Source organism: Sphingopyxis sp. BSNA05, from assembly GCF_013265645.1.
Lineage (GTDB): Bacteria > Pseudomonadota > Alphaproteobacteria > Sphingomonadales > Sphingomonadaceae > Parasphingorhabdus.
In genome coordinates, this window is sequence record NZ_PYIA01000092.1 from 32,068 (window position 1) to 54,439 (window position 22,372).

Annotated in this window: 21 protein-coding genes and 1 tRNA gene; 6 read left to right on the plus strand and 16 right to left on the minus strand. The window is 56.9% G+C overall.

Annotation, left to right across the window (positions count from 1 at the left end; translation table 11 throughout):
* Positions 1–10: 10 nt before the first annotated feature.
* Positions 11–403 (minus strand): hypothetical protein, encoded by a 393-nt coding sequence (locus C8024_RS10330; protein ID WP_173204782.1) that lies wholly within the window; start codon positions 401–403, stop codon positions 11–13.
* A 119-nt stretch (positions 404–522) separates the two neighbouring features.
* On the opposite strand from C8024_RS10330, the gene C8024_RS10335 reads away from it, so the two are divergent.
* Positions 523–611: transfer RNA gene (locus C8024_RS10335), tRNA-Leu, on the plus strand.
* 208 nt (positions 612–819) lie between these two features.
* Here C8024_RS10335 and C8024_RS10340 read toward each other — a convergent pair.
* From C8024_RS10340 to C8024_RS10370, 7 genes are all read right to left on the minus strand, one after another.
* Positions 820–2,457, minus strand: a complete 1,638-nt coding sequence (locus tag C8024_RS10340) for a recombinase family protein (protein ID WP_089133710.1) — start codon at positions 2,455–2,457, stop codon at positions 820–822.
* Entirely contained in the window at positions 2,454–2,885 is a 432-nt protein-coding gene (locus C8024_RS10345; RefSeq protein WP_089133709.1) for a DUF2924 domain-containing protein, read from the minus strand. The genes C8024_RS10340 and C8024_RS10345 overlap by 4 nt, the downstream gene beginning before the upstream one ends.
* Positions 2,885–3,214, minus strand: a complete 330-nt coding sequence (locus C8024_RS10350) for a DUF3489 domain-containing protein (RefSeq protein ID WP_254305790.1) — start codon at positions 3,212–3,214, stop codon at positions 2,885–2,887. The genes C8024_RS10345 and C8024_RS10350 overlap by 1 nt, the downstream gene beginning before the upstream one ends.
* A 339-nt stretch (positions 3,215–3,553) precedes the next feature.
* The gene (locus C8024_RS10355; protein WP_217272139.1) at positions 3,554–4,615 is read right to left on the minus strand and encodes an FAD-binding protein; all 1,062 of its coding nucleotides are present in this window, start codon (positions 4,613–4,615) and stop codon (positions 3,554–3,556) included.
* Positions 4,543–5,235 (minus strand): FAD-dependent oxidoreductase, encoded by a 693-nt coding sequence (locus C8024_RS10360; protein WP_173204789.1) that lies wholly within the window; start codon positions 5,233–5,235, stop codon positions 4,543–4,545. Before C8024_RS10360 ends, C8024_RS10355 begins: the two co-directional genes overlap by 73 nt.
* A gap of 220 nt (positions 5,236–5,455) precedes the next feature.
* Positions 5,456–6,931, minus strand: a complete 1,476-nt coding sequence (locus C8024_RS10365) for an FAD-dependent oxidoreductase (protein ID WP_089134852.1) — start codon at positions 6,929–6,931, stop codon at positions 5,456–5,458.
* 492 nt (positions 6,932–7,423) lie between these two features.
* Positions 7,424–8,023 (minus strand): TetR/AcrR family transcriptional regulator, encoded by a 600-nt coding sequence (locus C8024_RS10370; RefSeq protein WP_173204791.1) that lies wholly within the window; start codon positions 8,021–8,023, stop codon positions 7,424–7,426.
* Positions 8,024–8,347: 324 nt separating this feature from the next.
* On the opposite strand from C8024_RS10370, the gene C8024_RS10375 reads away from it, so the two are divergent.
* Positions 8,348–9,643, plus strand: coding sequence for an aromatic ring-hydroxylating dioxygenase subunit alpha (locus C8024_RS10375; protein WP_089133705.1), 1,296 nt, complete (start codon positions 8,348–8,350; stop codon positions 9,641–9,643).
* 323 nt (positions 9,644–9,966) lie between these two features.
* Here C8024_RS10375 and C8024_RS10380 read toward each other — a convergent pair whose 3' ends face one another.
* The 3 genes from C8024_RS10380 to C8024_RS10390 are packed head-to-tail and all read right to left on the minus strand — an operon-like array spanning position 9,967 to position 13,362.
* Positions 9,967–11,928: an FAD-dependent oxidoreductase gene (locus tag C8024_RS10380; RefSeq protein WP_173204794.1), complete on the minus strand. Its 1,962-nt coding sequence runs from the start codon at positions 11,926–11,928 to the stop codon at positions 9,967–9,969.
* Between the two features lie 58 nt (positions 11,929–11,986).
* On the minus strand, positions 11,987–12,313 hold the full coding sequence (locus C8024_RS10385) for an SRPBCC family protein (protein WP_367947273.1): 327 nt from the start codon (positions 12,311–12,313) through the stop codon (positions 11,987–11,989).
* Complete coding sequence (locus C8024_RS10390; protein ID WP_173204797.1) at positions 12,310–13,362, minus strand: aromatic ring-hydroxylating dioxygenase subunit alpha; 1,053 nt, start codon at positions 13,360–13,362, stop codon at positions 12,310–12,312. The genes C8024_RS10385 and C8024_RS10390 overlap by 4 nt, the downstream gene beginning before the upstream one ends.
* A 633-nt stretch (positions 13,363–13,995) precedes the next feature.
* Between C8024_RS10390 and C8024_RS10395 the strand changes: the two genes are divergently transcribed.
* Positions 13,996–14,295, plus strand: a complete 300-nt coding sequence (locus C8024_RS10395) for a TetR/AcrR family transcriptional regulator (RefSeq protein ID WP_173204800.1) — start codon at positions 13,996–13,998, stop codon at positions 14,293–14,295.
* 113 nt (positions 14,296–14,408) lie between these two features.
* Positions 14,409–14,657 carry a hypothetical protein gene (locus tag C8024_RS10400; protein WP_173204803.1) on the plus strand — a complete coding sequence of 83 codons (249 nt, stop codon included), beginning with the start codon at positions 14,409–14,411 and terminating at the stop codon, positions 14,655–14,657.
* Between the two features lie 167 nt (positions 14,658–14,824).
* On the opposite strand, the gene C8024_RS10405 is transcribed toward C8024_RS10400, so the two are convergent.
* The 4 genes from C8024_RS10405 to C8024_RS10420 all read right to left on the minus strand — a co-directional run bounded on the left by C8024_RS10405 (position 14,825) and on the right by C8024_RS10420 (position 19,360).
* Positions 14,825–17,020 carry a TonB-dependent receptor gene (locus C8024_RS10405; protein WP_089133700.1) on the minus strand — a complete coding sequence of 732 codons (2,196 nt, stop codon included), beginning with the start codon at positions 17,018–17,020 and terminating at the stop codon, positions 14,825–14,827.
* A gap of 65 nt (positions 17,021–17,085) precedes the next feature.
* Positions 17,086–18,126 (minus strand): class I adenylate-forming enzyme family protein, encoded by a 1,041-nt coding sequence (locus C8024_RS10410; RefSeq protein WP_254305791.1) that lies wholly within the window; start codon positions 18,124–18,126, stop codon positions 17,086–17,088.
* A gap of 29 nt (positions 18,127–18,155) precedes the next feature.
* Positions 18,156–18,668 carry an AMP-binding protein gene (locus C8024_RS10415; RefSeq protein WP_173204809.1) on the minus strand — a complete coding sequence of 171 codons (513 nt, stop codon included), beginning with the start codon at positions 18,666–18,668 and terminating at the stop codon, positions 18,156–18,158.
* 68 nt (positions 18,669–18,736) lie between these two features.
* Positions 18,737–19,360, minus strand: coding sequence for an alpha/beta fold hydrolase (locus C8024_RS10420; protein WP_173204812.1), 624 nt, complete (start codon positions 19,358–19,360; stop codon positions 18,737–18,739).
* Positions 19,361–19,705: 345 nt separating this feature from the next.
* On the opposite strand from C8024_RS10420, the gene C8024_RS10425 reads away from it, so the two are divergent.
* Positions 19,706–20,497 (plus strand): SDR family NAD(P)-dependent oxidoreductase, encoded by a 792-nt coding sequence (locus C8024_RS10425; protein WP_089133697.1) that lies wholly within the window; start codon positions 19,706–19,708, stop codon positions 20,495–20,497.
* A 43-nt stretch (positions 20,498–20,540) separates the two neighbouring features.
* Here the strand turns inward: C8024_RS10425 and C8024_RS10430 are convergent, their stop codons facing one another.
* Positions 20,541–21,446, minus strand: coding sequence for an IclR family transcriptional regulator (locus C8024_RS10430; protein WP_089133696.1), 906 nt, complete (start codon positions 21,444–21,446; stop codon positions 20,541–20,543).
* 99 nt (positions 21,447–21,545) lie between these two features.
* On the opposite strand from C8024_RS10430, the gene C8024_RS10435 reads away from it, so the two are divergent.
* Complete coding sequence (locus tag C8024_RS10435) at positions 21,546–22,337, plus strand: fumarylacetoacetate hydrolase family protein (RefSeq protein WP_089133695.1); 792 nt, start codon at positions 21,546–21,548, stop codon at positions 22,335–22,337.
* Positions 22,338–22,372: the final 35 nt, after the last annotated feature.

Genomic DNA, 22,372 nt, shown 5'->3' on the forward strand with positions numbered 1-22,372 from the left:
CCCGGCCGGTTCAGTGAAATTCCTGCAATCGGATCAGCTGGCCATCGGCGCTTTCGGCCACACCGGTCGAGCGGATTGTGGCCGTCCCGAATTTATCCTCTCCCCGACGAAAGCCCCGCAAGTCCCGCCGGTCGAGCGGACCACCAAAATCGATCACTTCCGCGCGCAGGATTCTGGCGCTCGCCACGGCCTGCACATGCGACGGTCCGGCAGCGGCCTCGACCGCGGGCCGGTCGGGCGTTGCGCCGAGCAGGAGCATGAAAAGAAACAGACCGTCCATGGCCATGATAAAGCGGACCTGAGCGGGCACGAACAAGGTCAATAGAAGGTTAACAGCTGCCTCGACCGGCATTTTTCTGCGGATCGCGGCTGCTGCGCCGCCGGCTGTGCTTTTGCGGGACATAATCGGGCCACCGGTTAACGGAGAAACGAGATCGCGACGAATATCTGTTGCGGCTGGGAAACCCCTTTGCTAAGGGCACGCGCCTACCCGGGACTTTGCTGTCCCAAGCTAGAGACAGTGCGGTCGTGGCGGAATTGGTAGACGCGCAGCGTTGAGGTCGCTGTGGGGTTAATACCCCGTGGAAGTTCGAGTCTTCTCGACCGCACCAGACAGTCTTGCAATCACCTATAACTTTGCCTTCGGGCAGTCGGCGTCGCAGAACTCGCGCAGTTCTGCGGCCTTTCTGGCCAAACAACTCTCTAGCGTGGGTGAGAGACACCGCTTCCTCGCTGTGAGCGTGGCTGAAAAGTAGCAGATTCTCTGTTTGGAAGTTCCTCGCCCACAAGGCGTTTCGATGATGCAGCGGATGTCTGCGCTCAGGAATCGAAGCCGAGCAGGTCTTCCTGATCAACCCATGCTACGGGCAATGTCGTCTCGAGTAGAATGGTGCGATTGATGGTCTTCGGCTGGTTTCCCGACATCATCGATTCGATGATCCTGGGACTGAGCCAGCTCAGGTTCAGCAACTTTGTCAGTTGTTTGCGGCAGCGCCCTTCCTGCTTTGCGATCTGGTTGATGCTGAGCTCTGGATTGCTCATGATCAATTGCTGAGCATCAATTGCGTCAGCTACTAACTGAATCAATTTTGTATCGGGTGTGCAGCCATTGCCTTCTGCATCCATCCTGAGCTTCGCTTCGCGAAACGTCATTCGCTCCGGGAGTGGAATGCGCCAGGTGAGGTGATCGCATATCGGCACATTGATGGCTTCGGCCTTCAGCGCGACATCGATATGTCCAGCTCTTACCTGCAAGCTCGCAATCAGGTCATTTATGATCGTTTCGCGTTCACTGTTGCGGGCGAGGCGACTGGCGAGCAATTGGGCAGCCGCGAACATCGTCCGCAATTTCCCGGCTTCTTCGATCCCCGACAATCGGCGCAGCGTATGCCCGTCTTTTAACAGCTTGACGAGGTGCTCAATAAGATGCCTCTCGAGCCGACCCTGCGAGAACCGGGTTGCTGATGGATCAACGGGGCGGGCAAGGTCTTTGCGTGTTTCGTAATAGGCGTATCGGCGAGTGCCCTTGGTCGCATAAGTTGGCACCATCGGCCGGCCGTGGGGATCTATCAACAGGCCGCGGAGCAATGCTTGTTGTGGATCGTTGGTCGGGCGCTTGCGCGGCGGGGATTTTCGGCTGAGCTGTGCCTGCACCGTATCCCACAGCTCCTCATCAACGATCGCTTCGTGTTCACCGTCATACACCTGTCCCTTGTGGACGATCTTCCCGCGATAAACCGGATTCTTCAGAAGATGGAACAGACTGCCGCGTGCGAAGGGGATCCCGCCGCGATGCGGCCCGCTGGTTCTGTTCTGAACCTTGGTCACAATGCCTTCGCGGCGCAGACATTTGATCAGGGCGGGCACTGTTCCTACCTGGAGATAGAGCCGCATTATCCTATGCACACGCTCTGCTTCTTCCGGTACCGGCGCCAGCTTGCGCTCGATCACCTGATATCCGAGCGGCACTGGTCCGCCCATCCACATACCCTTCTTTTTAGAGGCAGCGATCTTGTCGCGTATTCGCTCGCCGGTGACCTCACGCTCGAACTGAGCGAACGACAGCAAGACATTCAGCGTCAGCCTTCCCATGCTGGTGGTGGTGTTAAACGCCTGCGTCACCGAGACGAAGCTTGCCTGTTTGGCATCGAGCCGTTCGACGATCTTTGCAAAGTCGGCAAGGCTACGGGTAAGACGATCGACCTTGTAGACAACGATCACGTCGACCAGGCCAGCTTCAATATCGGCCAGCAGCGACTTGAGTCCCGGACGGCGCATGCTCCCTCCCGAGAACCCGCCATCGTCATACCGGTTCGGCACTAGCGTCCAGCCCTCGTGCCGCTGGCTTAGTATATAGGCCTCGCAGGCCTCACGCTGGGCATCGAGGCTGTTGAACTCCTGCTCGAGCCCGTCCTCGGTTGACTTGCGAGTATAGACCGCGCAGCGTAGCGGTTTCATGTCTTGGGCCCGGACAGGCCAAAGAACCGCGGTCCGTTCCAGTGCGAACCGGTGATGGCCTTGGCGATTGCTGTAAGCGACCTCCAGTTCCTTCCATCATATTCGAAACCATCCTCGAGCACGGTGACACTATGACCAACACCGTGCCAGTCACGAACGAGCCTTGTACCCGGTGTCAGCTTGCGGGGCGGCGGGCCCTCAGGGGTGCCGTCCTGCGAGCGTGCCGCCATGCGGCGCAGGAGCGTCCGGGTGGAACGTCTAAGCCCCCCAAGCTTCTGCTCCTGCAGGCGGTAGCCGATCCCGAGCCGCAATTGATCTGGCGGAAGATTTGGAGCAGGAGCGGCATAACGCCGCGCCCACTCGGCTCTCAGTTCTTCGGCCGGCATGTCTGCAAGCCGCTCAAGCGTGACATACGCGCGTCGTCCCATCAGCCCGCCACCACGCGGTAAACGCGCTCCTCACCGCCTGTTTTCGTACTGGTAACATGATGACCCTTCTTTTTCAGGCCGGTCAGCGCGGCCCGAGTGGTGTGCGGCAGCCAGTCAGTCGCAGCGACGAGTTGGGAGATTGTGGCTCCGTCTGCTCGCTCAAGCATGCCGAGAACCAGACTGGCCTTACTGGAGAGCTTCACTGGCTTAGGCTCGACTTTGGGATCGGGGGCGGAGGTCGAAGCTTTCACTTCTGCTGCGGGTGTCAGCCTGCGCGCCATATCGCGCCACAGTTTTGGGGCGGACTTGTTCTCAATTGTATCGGTCATGGTGTGGTACTCCTTGGCAGAGCAGCACCTTGCTGCTCCCACCACCCATAGCCCTCCCGGTGGCATCGGTCAGGGCAGCGGCCGCACATTTGGGCCGCGATTCAGTGACGACACCAATGCTTGCGGCGCTGGGAAAGTCCAATGGTATGTAGGTGATGGCAAACTATTAGTGCCGGGTTGAAGGCTTCGGCAGCTTTGCGCCTAACACCAGCCCCAGTCGGTGATCTTCGGCTCAGGCGGATAGTCATGGCGAGAATAAATCCAAAGAAGTTCATTTGAACATTAAGATATGGCAGAGCGCAGCCACGCAGCATTGTTCTGATCCGCCTGCAGCTAGCATCAACGATCCGCTTGTCCCGCTGCATCCCTGGCGGCGATATAGCCATAGGTCATCGCCGCGCCGATGGTGCCGCCAGCGCCCGGATAGAAATTGCCGACCACACAGGCCGAGCTGTTCCCCGCTGCATATAGTCCTGGTATCACCGAGCTGTCTTCACGCAGCACCTGCCCATGCTCGTTGGTCAAAAGACCGCCCTTGGTGCCCAGGTCGCCCGCCTGGATTTCCATGGCGTAAAAGGGCGCCTTTATGACAGGGCCAAGGCAGGGGTTCGGTTTGTTCGCAGGATCGCCGGCATAGCGGTCGAAGGCGCTCTCGCCCTTGTGGAAATCCTCGTCCCGCCCATCTGCGGCCATGATGTTAAACCGCTCGACGGTCTGCTTCAGGCCGGCCGGATCAATCCCCGCCTGAGCGGCCAGCGCTTCGAGCGTCTCCGCGCGCTTGATATAGCCCGCTTCGATGAAGCGCTCCGGCGTGATGCCGGGCAGCATTGTGCCCATGGCGTATCGGTTGCGATATTGCTGGTCGAATATCATGAAGGCGGGCGGACTGGTTTCTTCATAGATGACGCGGCCCAGTTCATTATAGGGCCGGGCCTCGTTGGCGAAGCGCTTGCCGCCGGCATTGACGATCAGGAAGTGCGGCAGGCCGCGCTCGAACACATGGATGGTCGGCGTTTTGGCCCCCGGTTCCACCGAAGACGGCATCCACCACATGTCATCCATCAGGTCGAGCGCCGCGCCTGCTGCCAGACCCGCTTTGATGCCGTCGCCGACATTGCCGGGCGCGCCCGATGTAAATGCGCCCGATCCCCATTGTTCGCCCACGTCTGCGCCGAAATATTCCTTGCGCATCGCTCCATTATGCTCGAAACCGCCAGCGGCGATCATGACGCCCCGGCGGGCGCGGATATTGAGCGGCTTGCCCTCCCGCGTGACACGCGCGCCGATCACCGCGCCATCCTCGACCAGCAATTCATCAAGGCCGGTGTTCAGCCACAGGGGCACGTCCCTTTGCTGCAACGAATAGCGCAACCGGGCCGCCAGGGCGCGGCCACTCGACATATGCTGACGGGACGCGATCTTGTTCCACAGATTCCGCGGAAACATCTTCCAGACCGCCAGCAGCCCCTTCGGATTGGACCGGAAAAAGCCAGGCGTCGCAGTTCCTTGACCGAACCGACAATGCCGCCGGGGATTTCGGTATTTTGCTTGCGCAGCTGCGCATAGTCATCGAGCTTGCGGCCGGAAAAGACCTTCGGGTCGATGGAGCGGCCGCCGTTGCTGCCGCCGGGCGTTTCGGGCCGGTAATCGGGGAAGTCTTCCATCATCTGGAATTGCACCGCGCTGTTCGCCTGCATATACTCGGCCATCTGCGGTGCGTGCTCGACCAGCGCTTCGAGCTTGGCGGGTGCAACGCGGTTGCCGACATTGTGCTTCAGATAGGTAAGAGCATCATCTGGCGTGTCCGGGATGCCGGCCGCTTTCATCAACGGATTGTTGGGAATCCAGGCGACCCCGCCAGAGAGGGCCGTGGTGCCGCCATAAAATTCGGTCTTTTCGATCACCAGGACCTTCAGGCCCTCGACCGCGCCCACGACTGCAGTGGTCAGGCCCGCCGCGCCGGTGCCCACCACCAGAAGATCGACTTCATGGTCCCACGTCAGGTTGGTCAAATCCGTCACCATGCTCGCTCCCTAATTAACCAGTATTCCGATGATATGGACAGCCCAAATATCTTATGTCGCAGCGACCGGTTTAGATAATTACGTTATCGTAACAGTTGGTCTTGCAGCTTTTCTTGTCACTTCGAACTATCACATCTAGCCATGGGCTCCTCCGTCTACGAGTTTTCAGATCGTGCGGGAAAGGCCAGCCAACCAGCACAATGTGTGCCAGCACATGTCAGGTCGCAATCGTGGCATGTGCCGCATTTTCTCCTGCGATCCGGCCGAAATATGAAGCCGGTCCCAGCATCAGGCCGCTGGCGTAGCCAGGACCATCCTGAGCGATCGTGGAAGCGCATGCGCCCGCCGCGAACAACCCGGCTATCGCGTTGCCGTTGATATCGAGCACTTCGGAATCCGCAGAAACCTTCAAACCGCCCAAGGTGATGTAGTAATAGCAGGAATTGCTATAGGATACTTCGAAAGCGGCATAAGGTCCCTGGTTGAGCGGTTGCAACCATTCCTTGTCTTTGTGAAAAAGCGCATCTTCCCCGCGTTCGGCACCTTCGTTATATTCTGTCATGGTGCACTGGAGAGCACCTTGGGGCATATTTAGCCCCGCTTCCATTTCTGCAACCGTTTCCCAACCGTCGATGAGACGATGATTGGCGTGGTCAACCTCGGGATATGCGAAGATCGTTGAATCCATCACGAGATAGGCCACAGTGCCCGGTTGCTCCATAATCGCCTGGGCGGAGCGTCCGTGATAGCTGTCCTCGGCAATAAACCGCTCGCCATGTTTGTTTACAAGAATCGCCTTGATCAATTGCTCTGGCGGATAAAAACTGGCGGTGGCAATAATCCCGTCCATCGCACGCAGTTCGCCGCCAACCGCTTGGCCGAGACGAATGGCATCGCCGTCGTTGTTCGGAATGCCCAGCGGCTCGCAACTGTCAGGAAACTGCGGGGAATAATGGCTGACCATTTCGCGGTTCAAACCGAAGGCCCCGGCGGCCAGCACCACCCCGCGTGTCGCGCGGAAGAATTTTTGCCCGTCACTCTGCTTCGCGCGGACGCCGACGATGCGTCCGGAGTCATCGCGAACAAGAGCATTGACGCGACTGTCCACTTCCACACGCACGCCTTCGCGTTCGCATACAGTGGTCAGTGCGTTCATCGCCAATGCGCCGCCACCGTCACCCTCTTTGGCGACCTTGTGCCCGCGCGGCACGGGCGTTGCGACCTGTTTAAAGGGCCAAAGTTTCTCGTTACCGGTGGAAGCCAGACAGTCATCGGTAGGTGCGATTACCGACTTGCCCTTGTAATGCCCGCGATTGAAAGGCACGCCCTGTGCCTCGAGCCAGTCGAACTGTGCGGTAGAATTGTTGCAATAGCGTCGCACCAAATGCGCGTCGGGTGCTCCTGTACTGGCCATCAGGAAATCGAACATATTGTCAGGCGTATCCTCGTAACCTGCGGCGCGCTGGACGTCTGTGCCACCGCCAAAATAGAAAATGCCTGCCGAAAGCGCGCTGGCTCCGCCGCCGCCCGATGCACGCTCGATCACCAGCACATCTGATCCGGCCCGGCGAGCTTCCAGAGCCGCGCAGGCGCCGGCAATGCCATACCCGATCACCAGAACGTCAGCAGTATCGTCCCAGTGTTCGATTGTTGAAGAAGAAAGAATCTCGGCGGATTCATCTGGATTCGTCATGGCCATTACTCCGTTTCAGCTTGTAACCGTTGTCGTCCGCGAGCGGTCAGAATTTTTGCGGTGTTGGAACACAGTTGCTTCATTATTTGGGATTCCATCCGCGCTTCTCGTCCTCTCCGTCTTGTTGCGTTTGATTTAGTATCGGCCGCAGATGCCGTGTCAATATTTAATATAACAATGATATAAATAAATCATCGATAACGGATGGCACAATCCGTCGCCGACTAGACGAAGACGGGCCGCTGCTGCTTTAACTGCGAGATGGGCGTGCAACCACTGCGCACGAGCACGATATTGGAACGAGTATCATTGGGATTGCGAGAGTTTGCCGCAGTGTCGGCAAGAGCGGATGCTTGACTGGGACGATATTGTTCATATCTGGCATTCGCTCCAGCATATGACCATCGATGATGGGTAAACGAGCCGCCTCTGGCAGCGAGCGGAAAGTTTGCAGCTGTAAGGCAATCTCCGGCCGCTCCCGCTAATAATCAGCTAGCGCGTCATGTCCGCAAATCGGCCAAATTCACTTTCCAGCACGCGGCTCTGTTGCTCGACAGGCCAGCTTTCAGGATCGTGAATGGCCTGGATTGCTATTCCAACAAGCACGGCGAATATCCTTCGTTCCTCTACGTCCTTTTCATTTTCATCAGTCGACCGGGGGTGTGCATTGCGATCGAGTAAGCCGCGTATCATTCGGAGAGTGTTCTCGGTCCTAGCCACCTGCTGTTGTCGAAACTCCCGATCGGTCAGCGTCATATTCCAAAATGCAATCCAGACTTTCCAGTTATTTCGGCTTTCTTGATCGGTGGGTAGCAATGTCTGCAAGCAGGCCGTCGTCGATAGATCAGCTTCAACGGCCTGGGCGAACCTGCTTTCGGCGATTTCCAGAGTATCCAGAAATATGAACAGCATGAGTTCTCGCTTATCCCGAAAATAATGCGAGATTATGGCTGTACTCAGATTCGCGGACTCTGCAATTCGCCGGACAGTAAGTTTTTCCAGCCCATATTCTAACAATATATTTCTGGCGATCCCGACGACTTGTCGGCGGCGCTCATCATGATCTACTATGCGCGGCAATATTGATACCATCTCTCAGTTTTGGACAAGTTGGGGTCTATTCGATCAGCAAGGTCATGACAATCGCGCAAATTTTGTCGGACGCGATTGCCTCTGATTGGTGTCCGGGCTGGTATTACAAGGCAGGATTGCGAGATCGGCCGACAAGCAGCAAACTGCCATCTTCACGCAAAACAACCAGCCGATGCTGAGGCCGCAGTTTATAAATAACAATGTTATATTTAATATTGACTCAATCTTCACGCACTGTATCAATTTGAACGGAATAGAATGAGGGCGAGGAGAAACGTTGATGTCAGTCGCAGCAATGCTGACCGAAGGATCGGGGGCGTGGTGATGGATCCTGCCTATATCGATCAAATGAAGCGGCTGATGGAGTGGGAAGCGTCTCGCGCGGCCCCGCCCCAAGGCTTTCCCCATCTCCCTGACCTGCCGGCCGGCCGCTATACCAGCCAGGAATATTACGACCTCGAACAGCAATATCTGTGGAAGAAGACCTGGCTGTTCGCTGCTCATATCGACGAAGTGCCGGAACCGGGCTGCTTCATGAAATGGGAGCAGGTCGGCGACCCGATCATCATCGTGCACGGCATGGATGGTGAAGTCCGCGCCTTTTACAATACCTGCCGTCATCGCGGCGCGCCGGTCGTGACCGAGGAAAAAGGCAAGTCGCCGCGGCTTATGTGCGGCTATCATAACTGGACTTACAAGACCGATGGCACTTTGGTCGGTGTTCCGGAAAAGCAGGATTTCGGACCCGAGTTCGACATGTCCTGCCGCAGCCTGATTCCGGTAAAATGCGAGATGCTGGGCAATCTGATCTTCGTGAATTTCGATGCAGATGCGATGCCGCTCAAGCAATGGCTGGGCCCGGTCTGGGATGAGTGGAAGGAATTCCGCTTCGACAAGATCAGACTGGCGGCGCGCTATTCGTTTGACCTGAATTGCAACTGGAAGGTGGCGATGGAGGCCAATATGGAGGTCTATCATGTCCCCTTCATCCATCCCGATACCGTTTCGCCGCTGGTCGACAGCAAGCGCAATGTGAACACCCTCTATCCCAACGGCCATGCCCGGATGCTGGCCCCCGCTCCCCAACAAACCAATCGTGAGCATGTCCGTGCGATCGACAGCCCGCCCAACTGGCAGGAAATCGAAGGCGTTGGCGAATTCGGCCGGACCTGCACGCAAAGCTACACGATGTTCCCCAATTGGGTGTCACCGCTGAGCAATTATTTCGTCCCGCCGCTGATCTTCTGGCCAACCTCGCTCAACACCACCCGGCTGGAACTGGTGACGATGGCGATGGACTGGGGCGACGGACCGGCGCCCGATCTGTGGACCGTGCCAAACGAGAGCAAGCCCAATGGCCGCGACATGTCACCGATCATTCTCGAGGATACGCAATTTGGCGAAATGATCCAGAAATCCATGGAAAGCGACGGCTTCAAGAGCGTCCCGCTGAGCTATCAGGAAGCGCGCATCTACAGCTTCCACCAGAATTGCGACAAGATGATCGGCCTGAACCGGGTACCGGAATGTCTGGCCGTCGAGCAAGTGATCGGCGAGGAGTGGGTCTATCCGAACGACCCGCGCGTCGCCGAGATGGAACAGTTGGAAGCCGCAGGATGAGGGACAGGAAGGCGATCTTTCTTACCGGAAGGGCGGTAGAATGAGGCTTGAAACGGACCGATATTTTGCAGCCCCGGGGGGTTGGCTGGTCAGACTATTTGATCTGAATGAAGCCCGCCTGAAAGAGCGAATGCGGATTTCGAAGCCGGTCGCTTTGTTACCCACAAACTGGAGGTGACGATTGACCCATTTGGGTCTGGCAATGGATATATTCCCTGCCGCAAGCGGCGGCCGTACGGAACGATTGTGCAACAATGCCGGTATCGCACCAACGCAGGTTCGCGTTGGTATCTGGGTTCAAGGGTCCGGCAACGTATGAACGCTCAGATTGATCTGCCGATATCAGCACCGCCATGTATAGCGCTCATCAGGTCGTTGCGCCCCAATGCGTCGCCAATCAGATGGACCGTCCGATCCATCGACCGGATGGCCTCAACAAGATCGCGATTGGGCTGCTTGAAGCCCACCATCACAACGTTATCTGCCGCCAGCGTCCTTTCGCGTGCGGTAAACGGCACCCCGATATGGACGGCGCCCTGTTCGATGCGGCGCAGGCAATGCCCGCCAATAAAATCAAAGTTCCCCGCCATCAGCCTTTCGCGCGCCGCCCCAACAGTTACGGGTGGGAACGGCACTTCCTCGCCTATCTTCTCGAAGCGCGAAACCATCGTTACTTTGAGACCTGCGGCAAGCAAGACGTCGGCGACCGAAATTGCCTCGAAAGTCCCTATATCATCGAAAACCAAGGCTTGGCCGGAGAAGCCGGAGACGATATGCTTTGAAAAGACGTCCCAGCTCGTATGAACGTGAGGCAAGTGATGTCCTGGAACTGGCTCGACCGGAAATGCCACCTGAAACCCGTCCGTGCGAGGCGTGCTGCCCGTTGCCAGAATGATTTCATCGGGAGCGATGTCTGCGATGACGTCCTCATCAACTAGCGAGTTGATGGAAATATCGACCTCGAGACTATTCAGTTCGCTGACCAAATAGTCAATTATCAGCCCCAGATCGGCCCGGTGCGGCGCTTGCCGCGCGTAGACCAGTTGCCCGCCAAGCGACTTGGTGGCTTCATGCAGGCTGACCCTATGACCACGCAAGGCCGCTGTCCGGGCTGCTTCCAATCCAGCCGGACCACCGCCAACAACGAGAATTTTCTTTGGAAGAATCGCTTGATCGTCGGGCTCAAATGGCTGTGTATCCTCCTGCGCCGCCGACCGGTTAACCACGCAACTGAGAACCCCGCGGCTCATGATCTGGCCGACGCAACCCATGTTGGTACCGATACACGGCCGGATGCGCGACTCCTCGAGACGCCGCGCTTTGTTGACCAGTTCGGGATCGGCGATCAAGGCCCGGACCATCGATACAAGATCGCCCTCGCCCTCGCGGACGATTGCGCTGGCGTGGTCGAGCGTCATGATCCTTCCGACGACCATCCGTGGTTTCCTGATGACCGAAGTGATCGTTCGATTGGACGGCATCTCCGTGCCCAACGGATCATCAGCCGGAGCAATCAGTTTATGGAACCGCCAATAGCTGCTCATGTGGAGCGATATATAGTCGACCTCATCTTCCACCGCCTGGGCGATCGCTGCGTTGAGTTCGGGCGTGAGGCCGCCGGGCGTGTAATCCTCGTTCGGCAACCGCACCCCTACCGCGATATCATGACCAATCTCGGCACGAATGGCGGTGATGATTTCCTCGAGAAAACGCATTCTGTTTTCGAATGAGCCTCCATATTCATCCTCCCGGTGATTAAGGGCAGGAGAAAGGAACTCGTGAATCAGATATCCGGAGGAGGCATGGATATCCACGCCATCCAGCCCGCCATCCCGAACACGGCGAGCCGCAGCGGCGAATGCTTGAGTCATTCCCTGAATTTCGCCGCGAGTCATCGCCATCGGAGAGATGTTGTAGAGCGGGTTGGGAATTTCTCCCACACTTGGCGGACTTTCCAGAGACGGAAGCAAGTTGGGTGATACGCTAGCGCCGGGATTATAGATCTGCTGGAAAAGCTTCATCCCGTGCGGGCGCATCCTTGCAGATATCTCTTCGTAGAATTGCAGGACGGCGTCCGATCCCAGCGGAACACGGGTTCCTTCGGGTGCAATCACGTTGGTCGCTTCGAGCGTGGACATTCCGACGCCGCCGCGCGCCCGCGCTTCATGATAGGCTATCAGAGGTTCTCCCGAAAGTAATGTCGAATGGGCAGATCTGACGATGCGATTGGGTATCGTTACTGGACCGACAGCGAGCGGCTCGAACAGATTATCATAAAGTGCCATGGCAATTTCTCCTGAATGACCTGCTGCAAACAGGCCGCCAATTATCGGTAGAGCGGATTTATGGAATATCAGGAGCCGCAGCCATGAGGTCTGCAAGGGGTTGCTTCTCGTCCATGCTTAAACAATGTTTCACCCAGCGATGAAAATGCTGCAGGCCGCCTTCATTGCACCCGAATTGCACTGATTTTTGAAGGCCGGACGACAGGACATGTTGCTGATCCCTCGACATCGGCAAGTCTTCGTCTCTAACAACATGCGCGATGAATGCCGTCAGCTCGGCCCCAGCGGTCCGATCCTTATCATTCTGGGGATTTTCGTGGAGATAGGTCTGGATCGTGACAGATTCGCCGACTGTATTTCCTGGAAAAATCTGTGAAATAATCACGCCCCGGCCGCCCTGGAAAAAACTGTTGATCGAGACGTTGGGAAAGAGAATCCATTCTCCCGAAAAAGAGGCTCCATCGGCCAGTCTTCGCGAGACAGGCCCTCAAGGACAGAAAGACTATCGGGAACCGACGACTCGCTCCGTTTTCCGACATGGCGTAAACGAAAATGGGGTCCATGATATTGATATTGCGCAGCATTTCCTATCTCTGTCCCGAATGTCTCGCGATGAAGCACCGGGAGATGGTAGAATTCCAGATGGGCATCAAAGGCCAATTTCCAGTTGGCACCTTCAAGGGTCGTCCGTTGACCAAAATGCCAATTTTCAAATCCGAAACCACCAAGCATTTCCGTAAATTTACCCAGAAATGCTGAAAAATCTGCGGGGGCATCGGGATCCAGAATAGCCCAGATCAACCCTGACTGCTCATGCACCGGAAAACAGATCAGGCCGTGGTCCTCTGGATCTATGTCGCCGTAATTTTCGCGAGAGGCAATCCCGATAAGATTGCCTTCCCGCCCGAATGTCCAGCCATGATAAGGGCAAGTGAAGCGTGCGGCCTTGCCACAACCTTTTGCGACGGGACTGGCGCGATGCGTGCAACTGTTGAGGAACGCGCGCGCCACCCCGTCCTTGCTACGCACGAGCAGGACCGGGACGCCTGCAATATCCATCGTCTTGTAGCTTCCGGGCTCAGACAACTCGCAACTCGCCGACAGCATCAGGGGCAAGCGTTGGAAGATCCCTTTTTGTTCGGCGGCGAACTGCGCCTCGTCCGTATATTGACTGGCGTCAAGCATTGCCACTTGGCGCGCTTGCCGCACGATGCCGGTTTCTTGGAGGCTCAGCATCTCTTGAGTATCGGCATAGAGCTGTTGCATCGTTGCGGGTTTCATCAGCGTTATTTCTCCACTCCGTCCTATCGCTTTCAATTTAATAGAGTGCCGCAAAGCCGAGTCAATATTAAATATAACATTGATATAAATAAAACGCCTGACCCTCTCACGCCCCCCAAGGATCATCAGAAGGGTCGTAACCGCCATCGTCATCCATATCGGCGCCGTCCTCCAGCATTTCCTCAGGACCAGCGATAAGGGGCTGACAATGCATAAAGCCATTCCTCACCCAGGAAAGTAGCTGGGTATTCGTTCACAATTCTGGCATGCAAGCTGAGCGTCTACATGCGCGATGACCTGCTCAACATTCCCCAAGATTCAGATTTAGACGAAGCCGCTAGTAACTGCCGACGATCCGAATGAGCTTTTTGCTTTGGGCACGAAGTTCGTCTGGGTTTGGGTTATCGGCTCCACCATGCATGTTCGGCCGAGTAAACTCATTCAGTGCAAGCAGGGTATCCTTGAGCTGCCGACCAAGATCGAGTGCCTCAGCTCGGGAGGCTGTAACGGTGATATGTCGAGGTTCGCTGATACCGAGCGACGCGATCCGAGTATCCGTTTAGAGTCTGAATTCCACAAGTTCGGCCAGCATAATCAATGCCGGATTATCAGGAGGCACCTTGACCCAATCCTCACTGCCGCGGTATAATTACCTGGATTGTCAAAGCAGCCTTGATGCTGCAGATACGGCCATCAACATCTGCAATGTCAAGCGTCTCGCCATTAAAGCGGTAAGCGGTCCGAAAAACGAAACCTTCGAACTGGATTGTAAAATTAGGGAATGCCATGTCCGAAGCTAGTAACGGATCGAAAAAACGGAACAGGCTGTCAAAGGACATCTGGTTAAAGCATACGCTCAGCAAGATAGGTGAAGTTGGTGTCGCCGGCATTCAGATAGAAACATTAGCCAAGGAGCTGAATGTAACTAAAGGAAGCTTCTATTGGCATTTCCAAGACAGAGAGACGCTTCTCTACGAGACGCTGTCATATTGGTATATTTCGGCGACCAAGGCCATTGGCCTTGCGGGCAAACGTGACTTCGACGATCCGTTAGATCGTCTGCGATATTTTTCACCCTTGCCCTGAACCGACGGCACGATGTTCCGGGCGGCTCAGTCGAACGGGCGCTGCAAGAATGGGCGCGGGTTTCCGAGATTGCTGCCGAAACCACCCGGCGCGTCGATCAGGACCGGATCAGCTTGATTGCCGATGCCTATATCGAACTGGGAAAGAGCGAGCATCAGGCGCTCCAGACGGCGACAATGGCGCTGGCTCAAATCATCGGCCTGAACATCCTGTCACGCTCTCAGTCGAAGCGGAACCATGCCCAAGATACCAAGGCATTCCTTGCAGTATTTCTTCCGGCAACAGTAGGGCAGGAACTGCCCAAAAAGGATTCCAACAATACCACCGGTACAACCGAAGTGACTGCTTCGACTACGGGTTGAATCTTCGCCGAACCCGGCCAGAGTCTTATTCGGGGGCACCGCGTGTCGATTGCTGCGATGCGGCAGCGCCAAAAATTTGGGGACCTCGCTACCCGCAAGAGTACGAGGCCCCTAAGGCATGGCAACACAGGGCCTGTTAATCCGCGTGCCCTGCGTCGAACGTTAGATCAGAACCTGAATTCTAAGCTTGCGCCTACTTCACGTGGGCGTTCGTAGATGATGTAGGCGGCGAGCGGTCCAGGCGAGATTTGCTGGGCCACCGCTGCGTTGGTGAGATTCTTCGAGAAGATGCGGAAAGTAAGATCGTCATCAGGGCTGGTCCAACCGATCTCTGCCGACAGAAGTTCATAAGAATCCTGGCTAAAGATGTTGAGGTAATCGTAATATACCGCACTCGAATGGAAGAGGTTGCCACCGATGAAGGCTTCTCCATCGAACGCATCGAATGTGTAACGTCCGCCCAGTGTCAGAGTGAACTCCGGGGTGCGGACCAGCTGATTGCCAGAGGCATCGGCGGATGAAACCATGTTTCCGCCGCCCGCTTGGGGAATGAATACCTGCGCGTTGAAAAATTCATCATACTCGGCATGAGTGTAGGCGATGGCCGCACGCAGATTCAAACCGACAATAGGTTCTGCCGCAAGCTCGAGCTCTCCACCGTAGATCTCTGCGCTGGCCGCGTTCTGCAGGACGAACGCATTATTGGCTGCCCGCGCGGTCACTTGCAAGTTATCATAGGTGTAATAGAAGGTTGCAAGGTTCGCCCGCAGCCACGGCAGTGGATCGGATTTTATGCCAAACTCGATCGCCTCGATCGTTTCCGGCTCGACCGCTACGTTCGAAGTGCCGAAAGTGTTGAAGGTGCCGCTTTTGAACCCGGTGCCATAGGTGGCGTAGAGGTTCAGATCAGGCGAAGCTTCGTACTGGACGGCCACGCGGTAAGTGAATTTGTCGAAATCCTCCTCCGCATCCGTGAACAGTTGGTTGCCGTTGATACGCTGCGAGAACTTTCGCGTCTCCGTGGTGTAACGTCCGCCCAGCGTTACCGAGAGGCTCGGCGTCAGATCATAGGTGCCTTCGACAAAGGCAGCGATTGACGAATTCTCCACTTCCGGCTCGATCGTGATCGGCGTGACCGGGGTAGCGACGTCCCGGCGATTGATCAGGATAAGCGGCTGCTCACCCTTCAGCTGGTAATAATAGACGCCAGCAGTCCAGCTGAGGGGACTACCATTGTCCGAAATAAGCCGCAGTTCCTGTGTGAACGTATCGGGTTTGACCCGCATGTTAGTTTCGCCGAGAAGAATATTGGTGCTATCGGAATCGGCGATCTGGTGCACGCGCGTACGCATGTAAGAGCTGGTCGATTCCAGAATGACCCCGCCCAGATCGAGCTGTCCCTTCAGCGCGATGTCCAGTCGGGTGAAGTCAGACAGGCCAGCCGTTCCGAAGGCGAAATTGGAGATTTCCCAAGGTTCGTCGGGAATGATCGCGCCGGCGAACTGCGCGCCCAGCGAGTTCCCCTCGAACGGCTGGGCAGTGGCCGCAATTTCTTCGTGCGTATCGACATATGCGACCGTCAGAATGAACTCGGCCTGGTCGCTCGGCTGGAACAGCAGCTTGGACCGGATCGACGCAATTTCGGTATCGCCGACAGCGCCGCCATTGAGTAGGTTCGTCGCGTATCCGTCCTGATTGCGATAGAGTACGGCGAGATCGGCAGCGATTGTGTCGGTCAAGCCGCCGGTAACGTAGGCACGGATGTCGAAATTGTTCGCATCCTCGCGCAGGCGACCCCAGCTTCCCTTGATACGGGCGCGCGGTGTGAACTGAGGATCCGGGGTCACGACGTTGACCAGACCACCAGTGGCGTTGCGGCCGAACACCGTGCCCTGCGGCCCGCGAAGAACCTCAACGCGGGAGATTTCGACAAGGTCGATCTGTGTCGAATAGGGATCGCCCTGGTAAACTCCGTCCACATAGACGGCGACGTTTGACTCATCGCCGACCGAAGTACCGCTCGAACCGACACCGCGAATGCTGGGCTGCATTACGTTCTGGTTGCGGCCGCCGTTGAACCCTGGCACGACCTGGTTGAGAGATCGGACTTGTTCGACGCCCGAGGTCGTCAGCACCTCAGTCGACACGGCGGTCACTGCCACGGGGACTTTCTGCAGGCTTTCTTCCCGGCGCGTGGCGGTGACGATGATCATTCCGCCCGCGCCATCAGCTTGCGCATCCGCCTTTGGCTGGGCCTCGCCCGCCTGGTCGGCCTCATCCGAGGTGTCACTCTGGGCATTGGCCGCAGCCGGACAGAGCAGGAAAGGCAGTATGGCTGCTGTTGTTAACAATGATTTCTTCATTTTTACCTCCCAGGTATAATAATATTTCGACTGTGTGTTTCTACGTTATTTTATTTGGAACTAACTTATTTCGAACCCTTTCGTTTCTGTGTGAACAGCTTGGCCATCTCTCCCAGTCGTCTCTTGTCCGGCTTGCGAGCAGGAGTTTTCGGAAGTTCGTCAAGCACGACGATGGCTTGAGGAATCTTGTAACTTATGAGGTGTTCGGCGCAGTGGCTCAGCAAGACTTTTTCCGTCACGCCGGAGTCCGGATCGGCGGCCACGAAGGCGAATGGCACCTCACCCTTGCGATCATCCGCCGCGGAGACCACCGCAGCGTCCGAAACCTCGGGAAGCAAGGAAAGCACTTCCTCGATTTCGCTAGGATAGACATTGAACCCGGCGACGATCAGCATGTCTTTCTTGCGGTCAACGACGGCCAGAAATCCGTCCGGTGTCTTAAAACCTATATCTCCGGTGGGGAGCCAGCCGTCTTCAGCCACGGCAGGTAAACCCATGTAGCGATCGATCACCCGCTCGCCCCGGATCAGTATCTCGCCTTTCTCGTTCGCGGGCAGCCGCTTGCCGCTGCCGTCGAGTGCTGTTATGGCTACTTCTATGCCTGGCAGGGGAAGTCCGGTGGTGCCGAATTCATGCTTGCCATCGAGTGGCTGCGCGGTGAGTGGGCCGCCTTCCGTCATGCCGAACGCCTCAAGGATCGGTAGGCCGGTCTTGGCCTCCCACCGCGACAGGGTTTGCCGGGAAAAGACCGAGCCGCCGCCCGGACACAGCCACAGGGCAGAAAGGTCCGTATCCGGGGCCGCAAGCAAGCCCTGATAGATCGCTGCCGGACCGCCGCTGAACACGCTGACCCGATGTTCCTCCATCAAACGCGCGACCAGATCCGGCTGAAAGCGGGGTACAATGATGAGGGGCGAGCGGCCATAGACCGGGTTGAAGCAGCCCATGTGTGTCCCCCACACATGGCTGACCGGGGCGACATTGAGCCACACCTCTTCCTGATCGCGCGTCGGCCATGCCGTATGCATCGCCTTGATGATGCTCATTTCCGATCGGTGGCTGCGCTGCACGCCCTTCGGCGTGCCGGTCGATCCGCCGGTGAACATGATGATGCAGGGACTGTCGCCCGTGATTTTCACCTCGGGCCGGGTGGCTGGGTGTCGAGCAATTGCTCGATTGCAATGCCACCTTCGCCCACGGTAATCAGCTGTGCATGGGCATTGTCGGCGGCTTCCCCGGCAACGTTGGAGTTACGCTCACCAGCTAGGACCAGACCGGGCGGCGCTATTTCGAACAGTGCACCCAGTTCGCGCGGGGTATATTCGGCGTTGGCCGTCGAAATTTCCGCGCCGGCGCTTAGCGCGGCGTAGATCGCGACATTGGCCTCGATCGAATTCGGAATGCAGATCGCGACGCGCCCTGAAGGCGGGACTATCTGACTGATCCGCGCCGCGAGGCCAGCCACCGCGGCGCCAAACTGCGCGTAAGAAAGGCTTCTGCCGCCTTCGACCAAGGCAAGCTGGTCCGGGCACGCCTCTACGGTGTCCCAGAACATGGTTACGACATCGGAATATTCTTTCCGCGTAAAAACCGGATCGCCTTCACTGAGGCGACGAAGTATTTCGGATCTGGTTTTCGATTTCTGCATAAAGTACCATCGTAGGAGGAAGTTGAGTTGAGGGCGGATTGAAACGCGCTTGCGAGTTTGCTAGGCGTTCAGTTGTTGCGGAGAAAACCCCGGACCTGTTCAAGGAACTGTTCCTCGCGTTCCAGTTGCACCCAATGGCCGCACTGACCAAATACGTGCATTTCCGAACGCTTGAGGTGCTCGTGCATACGTACCGCCACCTGCAGCGGGATCATCTTGTCTTCCCGCCCGTGAAGGATCAGCACCGGCACGGTGATCGCATCAAGCTGCTGCAGCGGGATGCCCTTCACGATGCGCGACCCCTTGGCATTCTGTTCCTCGCCGGGCTGCAGTTTGCGGATGGTTTCTTTACCGCTGGCGATCTCGGCGACGCGCAACCGCGCGGCGACGGCCTCGTCGGTGACGATCGACGGATCGTAGGGAAAGGCCTGCATCATTGCGCGCATGGCATCCATGCTGGGTTCGAAGGTCCGGCTGTTCGCCAGACCTTGGGTCTGCTCGAACTCGCCCGCTGGCGTCCCCATGAGAACGAGCGAGCGCACCTTGTCGGAGTGATTAGCCATCATCCCAAGCGCCAGCGCGCCGCCGAAACTGTTGCCAACTAGTATCACTCGATCGAGGCCCATGGCGTCGATGAAGCCCGCCAGATGCCGGGTCCACAGCTTGATCCCCGGTTTTTCGCCTTCGGGCAAAGGCTGAAGCCAAATCCCACGATATCAGGGGCCAGAACCCTGTGCGTTTCGCCAAGGCGAGGCAGGATTCCTTGCCAATTCTGCCATGCCGTGACGCCCGGACCCGAACCGTGAAGGAGGATCACTGGATCGCCTTCACCGTGTTCATGATAATTCGTCTGGATACCGTCGACGTCTATCGAAGCCCGATATCGGGGAGCCTCAGATTACTGGACATATCTCTCTCCACACCACGCAATTTGTCACATTCTTGTGAAATATCTGTTGCGAGACCTTCGCAGAAATGTCAATACGTAAGAGTATGGTTTTCCAAAATGGGCATGAACAAAAATCAGAGGGTGAGAAATGGTGGAGATTCTATCGGGACAGACTGCGGTGATCACAGGGGCTGCTTCGGGCATCGGAGAAGCGGTGGCCCTGCGCTTCGTAGAAGAGGGAGCGAATGTGGTCGCGTTGGATCGTAATGCGGATGCGCTTGCTGACTTGGCGGATCGTCTGGGCGATCGATGTGCGGTCATAGCGGGCGATTGCACTGATGCCGAGATCTGCAAACGCGGCGTCGCGCTTGCGCTGCAAAAATTCGGTAAGCTGGACTGCGTGGTTGCAAATGCAGGTGTGTACGATTGGTACAAGCGAATAGACCGGATGGACACGGCCGATGTGGAGGGCGCGTTCGAGGAGCTGTTCCGTATCAATGTACTTTCAACCTTATTGATCGCACGATCCTCTATTGAGGCGCTGCGGGAATCGGGCGGCTCCTTGATAGTGAGCTGTTCCAACGCCAGTTTCAGAGCTGGCGGGGGCGGGACGCTCTATACTGCGAGCAAGTTTGCGCTGCGCGGCGTGGTCTATCAGTTGGCTTATGAATGGGCACCGCAAGTGCGCGTTAATGGGGTCGCTCCGGGCGGGACGATAACCGGCCTGTCGGGTCTCGACGCGTTGGAGAGCTCTTCACGTCGGCTCGACTCCGAAGAACGGACCGTTGAAATGGTGGCGAAGGCATCGCCGCTAGGAAGAGCTGCCGCGGCAGAGGATCATTCAGGATGCTACGTGCTGCTTGCGTCCCGGCGCGACGGCAAGAACCTCAATGGAACGATCCTAGTTAGCGACGGCGGACTCAGTTCGAGAATGGGATAAGTGCATTGGTCAGGCGCAGGGGCCATTTGCCAGCGCGGCGACCCTACGAAGCCCGCAGCAGGACGGAGATTGCCTCCGCCGCCTCGACGATGCTCGGCAGGAGCGTGAGCAGCCTCTCCTCCGCCTCTTCGAAATTTTCGTCGGTGCACACCTCGGTGACCGAAACTGCCGCCATCAGCCGCCCGGTCCGATCCTCTATCGGCACCGCCAGACAGCGCAATTCGGAATATATCTCACCCCGGTCCATCGCCCAGCCTTGCCTGCGCACGTCGCCGATCTCCTTCCGCAAGGCATCGGCCTGCGAAATGGTGTTCTGCGTCAGAGGGACGAAATCGTCTGGTGCCAGATACTCCTCCAGCTGATCGTGAGCGAGCTGGGCAAGCAGCATCTTGCCGACCCCGGTGCAATAGGCCTCGACTTCGGTCATCTCCTGAGAGGGAGTACGCGAATATCCAGCATCGACTTTTACCAGGTAGCGGACCAGATTGTCCCGAAAAACGCCAAGATGCACCGTGCGCCTGCAGGTTTTGGCGAGGTCCGCGATGATTGGACGGGTAGCGCTGGTGATAATGGAATCGAGATCCACGCGCGCTCCAAGTTCCAAGCTGGCGATCCCGAGCAGGTAGCGCCCCCGCCCATGCCGCAACACATATTTGCGCGCCACCAGTGGCCGCAGCAACCGATGAGCGGTCGAAAGAGGTATTCCGGAAGTTTCGGATATTTCCCTTACCGTCAAAGGTGACGATGAAAGGCACTCAAGCAAGTCGAGCAATCGCTCGGCAACCGATGTACCCGCCTCTTCATTCATCTCGATGATTTTTCTCACAGGGTGAGGCTCTAGACCAAAAGGCTCGGTTGTCAAGGCTGGTAGAATGCGGAGAGTTGGCCCAATGTTCTGAAGAACGATTGATCCGACCGCTTTCAGAACACGGGAGATTCGCGAACTCATCCAATTTGTGGCTGATGACGCACTAAATCCGGGCTGGAAGGAGTGAGCCGATAAGTCACGGCTGCGCAATTTAGTATCTGTTTGGGAGATTTTTAGGCAATGACAATTGAACCTTCGACCATCACTTCATTGGGTGATGAGCTTTACGATGCCCTGCTCGCTAATGAAACGATCCCCAATCTTCGGGACCGGAATCCGGATATAGATATCGTCGATGCTTACCGCATCCAGGAACGCATGGTTGCGCGGCGGTTGGAGACCGGTGAGAAGATTATCGGCAAGAAAATCGGAGTCACATCCAAGATAGTGCAGGAGATGATCGGGGTGTTTGAACCCGATTTTGGCCAGTTAACCGATGCCATGTTGGTTGCCGATGACGCCACAGTAGAGTGCAAGTCTCTCATCCAGCCAAAGGCCGAGGGAGAGATCGCCTTTATCTTGAAACACGACCTGACAGGGCCGGGTGTGACGGCGGCAGATGTTCTTGAGGCGACCGAATATGTCACTGCCTGCTTCGAAATTGTCGACAGCCGTATTCGCGACTGGGACATCCGGATTCAAGATACTGTTGCCGACAATGCTTCATGCGGAATTTTCGCGATCGGCACGCAAAAGGTCGATCCGCGCGACATTGATCTAGCCAGCGTGAGCATGAAAATCGACTGCAATGGAACCGAAGTTTCAAATGGCGTCGGCGCTGCGGTTCAAGGTTCGCCGCTCAACTCGGTCGCATGGCTCGCCAATACGCTGGGTCGTCTGGGCATGCCGTTCAAAGCAGGTGAAATCATCCTTTCCGGGGCGCTTGGCCCGATGGTCGAAATATCGGCCGGCGACACGCTGCGGCTCAGTCTTAGCGATGGTCTGGGAACCTGCCGGATGACCTTCATCTAGGCTGCCGCTAGCCGGAGGTACAGGTCGACCGCAAG

Excerpts from the sequence above, each read along its gene's own strand:
- C8024_RS10330 (WP_173204782.1), bottom strand. The coding sequence starts at position 403 with ATGTCCCGCAAAAGCACAGCCGGCGGCGCAGCAGCCGCGATCCGCAGA.
- C8024_RS10430 (WP_089133696.1), bottom strand. The coding sequence starts at position 21,446 with ATGAGTTCGCGAATCTCCCGTGTTCTGAAAGCGGTCGGATCAATCGTT.
- C8024_RS10435 (WP_089133695.1), top strand. The coding sequence starts at position 21,546 with ATGACAATTGAACCTTCGACCATCACTTCATTGGGTGATGAGCTTTAC.
- C8024_RS10340 (WP_089133710.1), bottom strand. The coding sequence starts at position 2,457 with ATGAAACCGCTACGCTGCGCGGTCTATACTCGCAAGTCAACCGAGGAC.
- C8024_RS10395 (WP_173204800.1), top strand. The coding sequence starts at position 13,996 with ATGTCCGAAGCTAGTAACGGATCGAAAAAACGGAACAGGCTGTCAAAG.
- C8024_RS10410 (WP_254305791.1), bottom strand. The coding sequence starts at position 18,126 with ATGTTCACCGGCGGATCGACCGGCACGCCGAAGGGCGTGCAGCGCAGC.
- C8024_RS10355 (WP_217272139.1), bottom strand. The coding sequence starts at position 4,615 with ATGTCGAGTGGCCGCGCCCTGGCGGCCCGGTTGCGCTATTCGTTGCAG.
- C8024_RS10380 (WP_173204794.1), bottom strand. The coding sequence starts at position 11,928 with ATGGCACTTTATGATAATCTGTTCGAGCCGCTCGCTGTCGGTCCAGTA.
- C8024_RS10345 (WP_089133709.1), bottom strand. The coding sequence starts at position 2,885 with ATGGGACGACGCGCGTATGTCACGCTTGAGCGGCTTGCAGACATGCCG.
- C8024_RS10415 (WP_173204809.1), bottom strand. The coding sequence starts at position 18,668 with ATGCAGAAATCGAAAACCAGATCCGAAATACTTCGTCGCCTCAGTGAA.
- C8024_RS10365 (WP_089134852.1), bottom strand. The coding sequence starts at position 6,931 with ATGACGAATCCAGATGAATCCGCCGAGATTCTTTCTTCTTCAACAATC.
- C8024_RS10375 (WP_089133705.1), top strand. The coding sequence starts at position 8,348 with ATGGATCCTGCCTATATCGATCAAATGAAGCGGCTGATGGAGTGGGAA.
- C8024_RS10350 (WP_254305790.1), bottom strand. The coding sequence starts at position 3,214 with ATGACCGATACAATTGAGAACAAGTCCGCCCCAAAACTGTGGCGCGAT.
- C8024_RS10390 (WP_173204797.1), bottom strand. The coding sequence starts at position 13,362 with ATGACGATGGCGGTTACGACCCTTCTGATGATCCTTGGGGGGCGTGAG.
- C8024_RS10405 (WP_089133700.1), bottom strand. The coding sequence starts at position 17,020 with ATGAAGAAATCATTGTTAACAACAGCAGCCATACTGCCTTTCCTGCTC.
- C8024_RS10425 (WP_089133697.1), top strand. The coding sequence starts at position 19,706 with ATGGTGGAGATTCTATCGGGACAGACTGCGGTGATCACAGGGGCTGCT.
- C8024_RS10370 (WP_173204791.1), bottom strand. The coding sequence starts at position 8,023 with ATGGTATCAATATTGCCGCGCATAGTAGATCATGATGAGCGCCGCCGA.